The 3,312-nt window shown below is 35.1% G+C and carries 4 protein-coding genes; 2 read left to right on the forward strand and 2 right to left on the reverse strand.

Annotation, left to right across the window (positions count from 1 at the left end; all coding sequences use genetic code 11):
- Positions 1-470: 470 nt before the first annotated feature.
- Together F607_RS0125745 and F607_RS0125750 are read left to right on the forward strand one after the other, a co-directional pair.
- Positions 471-1,373: a LysR family transcriptional regulator gene (locus F607_RS0125745; protein ID WP_027710310.1), complete on the forward strand. Its 903-nt coding sequence runs from the start codon at positions 471-473 to the stop codon at positions 1,371-1,373.
- Between the two features lie 176 nt (positions 1,374-1,549).
- Positions 1,550-2,854, forward strand: coding sequence for an aerolysin family beta-barrel pore-forming toxin (locus tag F607_RS0125750; protein ID WP_038292345.1), 1,305 nt, complete (start codon positions 1,550-1,552; stop codon positions 2,852-2,854).
- A 140-nt stretch (positions 2,855-2,994) separates the two neighbouring features.
- On the opposite strand, the gene F607_RS35880 is transcribed toward F607_RS0125750, so the two are convergent.
- Together F607_RS35880 and F607_RS35335 are read right to left on the reverse strand one after the other, a co-directional pair.
- Positions 2,995-3,120 (reverse strand): hypothetical protein, encoded by a 126-nt coding sequence (locus tag F607_RS35880; RefSeq protein WP_268967657.1) that lies wholly within the window; start codon positions 3,118-3,120, stop codon positions 2,995-2,997.
- Positions 3,113-3,312, reverse strand: a 200-nt coding sequence (locus tag F607_RS35335) for a hypothetical protein (RefSeq protein ID WP_038292347.1), incomplete at its 5' end; no start/stop codon positions are given. The genes F607_RS35335 and F607_RS35880, both read right to left, overlap by 8 nt.

The following is a 3,312-nucleotide window of genomic DNA, read 5'->3' on the forward strand; positions in this document are numbered from 1 at the left end:
AATTAATAGGCTAAAAAGTCGAGCATCGCGTTAATTTAGTTATATATACAATTCATTATTTTATGTATGTATACCGAATACGAATGCTTTTTAGGTGCGGCCATCGAATGACAAAGCCCCATGAGCCTATATTAATAGGTGATTGGGAGTGAGGAGTGAAGATGACAAAACCTAGAAATCATTCGTGAAGGGTATATAGAGAAATATTAAAAGCTAGTGTCGTTAAATATATAAGTCTATGACTAATTGTTAACAAATTTTATACAGAAAAGCTCGTTAATTACGGTAATAAACAGCTAACTTGAAAAAAATATTTTAAAGTGTATTGTGGACACTAAAGAGTTTGGTTTTAATGATTGCTTAACAACTATATCATGTACCCAATACGACCCTAAAAATGACTCGTAAAAGGTATAGATTCGTCATTATATGACTAATCACAGGCCCACTTTATATCGGGCATCCTTAATATGGATACACTAAAGCAGTTGCAAGCCTTTATTCATGTTGTAGAAGCTAGTAGTTTTTCTTTAGCAGCAGATGAGTTAGAGGTCGCGAATGGCACAGTGAGTAAATGGGTTCATAATTTAGAATCTATGCTTGGTTGTCAGTTATTGGTAAGAAAAGGGAACAGTGTTTCGTTATCTGATCGTGGTGCTGAGGTTTATAGGCAAGCATCAGAGCTTTTGAATAGCTATCAGAAGTTGCTTAATGTTGCTGCTGAGAACCAGTCCAAAGGTATGGTACGTTTATGTATTCCAAGAATATACGGTGATATAGTTCTTTTTCCTCTCCTTTTGACGTTTTGCACAATGTATCCAGACATTATGCTGGATATTCATATGAGCGACCAGAAAGAATCTATTTTCAAGAATGGCTATGATGTTGTTCTGAGAATAGGTGATATACCAGAACAAGATGTAGTAGCAAGGTGTTTAGGAAATTTATCTGTTGTTTTAGTAGCCCCTATTGACTGTGTCGATATCAATCGCTTGACTGATAAAGAGTATATAAAAAAGATACCAGTAATACTGCATAATAACTGCCGACGAAACTGTTTGGAGCGTTTCCTAGACATAAAGCTAAACGAGAGTCAGGTGGCTATGCAAATCAGCAGTTCTCACAATGTTTTGAAGGCAGTTCAAACAAAGAAAGCAATGACAATAATACCTTATTATCAAGCAAAAGAAGCTTTACTGAGAAGAGAGTTAGTACAGTTACTACCTAATTTAAAGTTGACCTCGAAAGCGTTAAATATCATCTATCCAAATAGAGAATTTGTTTCACCTCAAGCAAAGAAACTCATTAATTTTATTGTTGATAATCATTCAGAACTTGTACTTCGTAGCTCCTCTAAAAGTTACTCATTATGAATATGAATGGTAATGTTTTGTGAAAATAAATAAATGAAATTTAAATAATGTGATCGTTTCTAAAGTGGAAAAACAGGTTTTCCTTAATCTGTATTTAAATTTAAAAACAATAAAAAGCATAATGAAGTCGTCCAATAATCAATAATTAACCATTGAGTAAAGATAAGGACGTAATAATGCAGACTCCATATAAAACTAAATCTGTTCCATTAGTGTTTTTAGTGAGTACGGCAATAGCATCTTCTGCTGTATATGGAACAGTAAAAGATGATATTCCTTCTTATCAAGATAAACTTTATGCTATGCAAGATAGTGAAAGCTTGAAATGGTCTATTTTAAATGATTCTGAATTCCATAAGCCATTAGCCTACTTAGCCGATTATTTAGGTTATGGTTGGTGTGGGGGGACTGCATCACAGTATGTCGGTGAAGACATGGAAGTAGAATATAATAGTTCAAACAGTTACTCGATCAATGCGCGTTATAATAGAAATGATCCCTATGCCAGTGGGTATTGGGCTGATCGCCGATTGAAAATGAATATTTCAGATATTAAGTTCATTACTTTGCCAAGTACATTGGTGCTGGGAGCACCTCAAGTATATGATCGGCAACCTTTAAGAACTTATGTGGCCGTTATTAGAAACTTTGGAAGTACTACAGATACCGCTGTTGCAGATCTGAAATATGATCAGAAAACGAGTTGGTCAAAACAAGATAATTATTCTTTTACAGAAAAAATCGGTATTGAAAAAGAGTTTAAAGCAGGGCTACCTATATTAGGTGCAAATGTAAAAATCAATGCTGAATTTAGTGCTACTCAAGGTTGGAATGAAACAAATGGGAAAGAACAAACAACCACACAAGTCGCTCAATACAGGGCTTCACTTCCACCAAAGTCGAAGCGAACAATATATCTAACATTATTCGAACAAAAAGCTGATATTCCTTATACATCAAAAATGTATATGAATTATAATATCCAGTTTTCAAATTTTTTGCGCTGGAGTGGAAATGCTAAGGCAAACCATCCAGATAACCGTCCACAATTTGACTACACATTTGGTAATAGACGAAATCTGAGCGGTCCTGAGGATATTCTTGATCAGTACCTGCACCATGATATTAAAGGATATGGTCCATGGGACTGGCCTTGGATGATGAATAAATATGGTAAAAACTCTGTAAGTTGGGTCTTAGGACAAGTAACGAAAAAGCGTTATGGCTCCACATTAAGCGGTAAATTCATGACAGTGGATGGTAGCCAATATAATATTGATGCTGGTCCAGACGAACCACTAACAGCCGAAGAAATTGCAGAAATTGAACGTCAAAATGGTAGTTCCACTTCACGTCGTGCTAAACGTAGTTTATCAAGTAATAGTAAATTGACATTAGAAATTGTTGAAGTTCAAACGCATGACAATAGTGATACTGTAGGGAATGTGAGTTTGACGCTGAGTCCTTCTCAATCTATGTAATTATAGATCTATTTATGCCTATTGCTATGCATACTGTTCAAAGCACTTATCCTATTGGAGTTACAAAGCATGCATAGCGTGCTCCTGGGAGAAATTTTTAGCAACAGGGATGTTGCGAATGAAGTATTTATGCAGTTTTTTTATCTGCCAATCCAACCTAAACGCTTAATTTGCAAGCGCTTAGGTTGCATCAATTGATAGCTAGGCTTATTATCCTTTCGGTTTACTTTTTGATGGGGAGTAAATAAATAATTTTGTTTAATCATTTAATAATATCTCCTGAGAATGCTTTTCATTAATATACCCTTCACGAATTATCTTTAGGGTTTGTTGTCCTCGCTCTTCACCCCAGTCACTTATTAATATAAGGGCACCTCTAAAAATTCTTATTGATGTATAATACATAGCAGCTGAGTAATAAGAAACGAGTGCTAGCAAAATGGTGCAACCAGGTTTTT

This window comes from Zooshikella ganghwensis DSM 15267 (genome assembly GCF_000428585.1).
GTDB lineage: Bacteria > Pseudomonadota > Gammaproteobacteria > Pseudomonadales > Zooshikellaceae > Zooshikella > Zooshikella ganghwensis.

Excerpts from the sequence above, each read along its gene's own strand:
- F607_RS0125745 (WP_027710310.1), top strand. The coding sequence starts at position 471 with ATGGATACACTAAAGCAGTTGCAAGCCTTTATTCATGTTGTAGAAGCT.
- F607_RS0125750 (WP_038292345.1), top strand. The coding sequence starts at position 1,550 with ATGCAGACTCCATATAAAACTAAATCTGTTCCATTAGTGTTTTTAGTG.
- F607_RS35880 (WP_268967657.1), bottom strand. The coding sequence starts at position 3,120 with ATGATTAAACAAAATTATTTATTTACTCCCCATCAAAAAGTAAACCGA.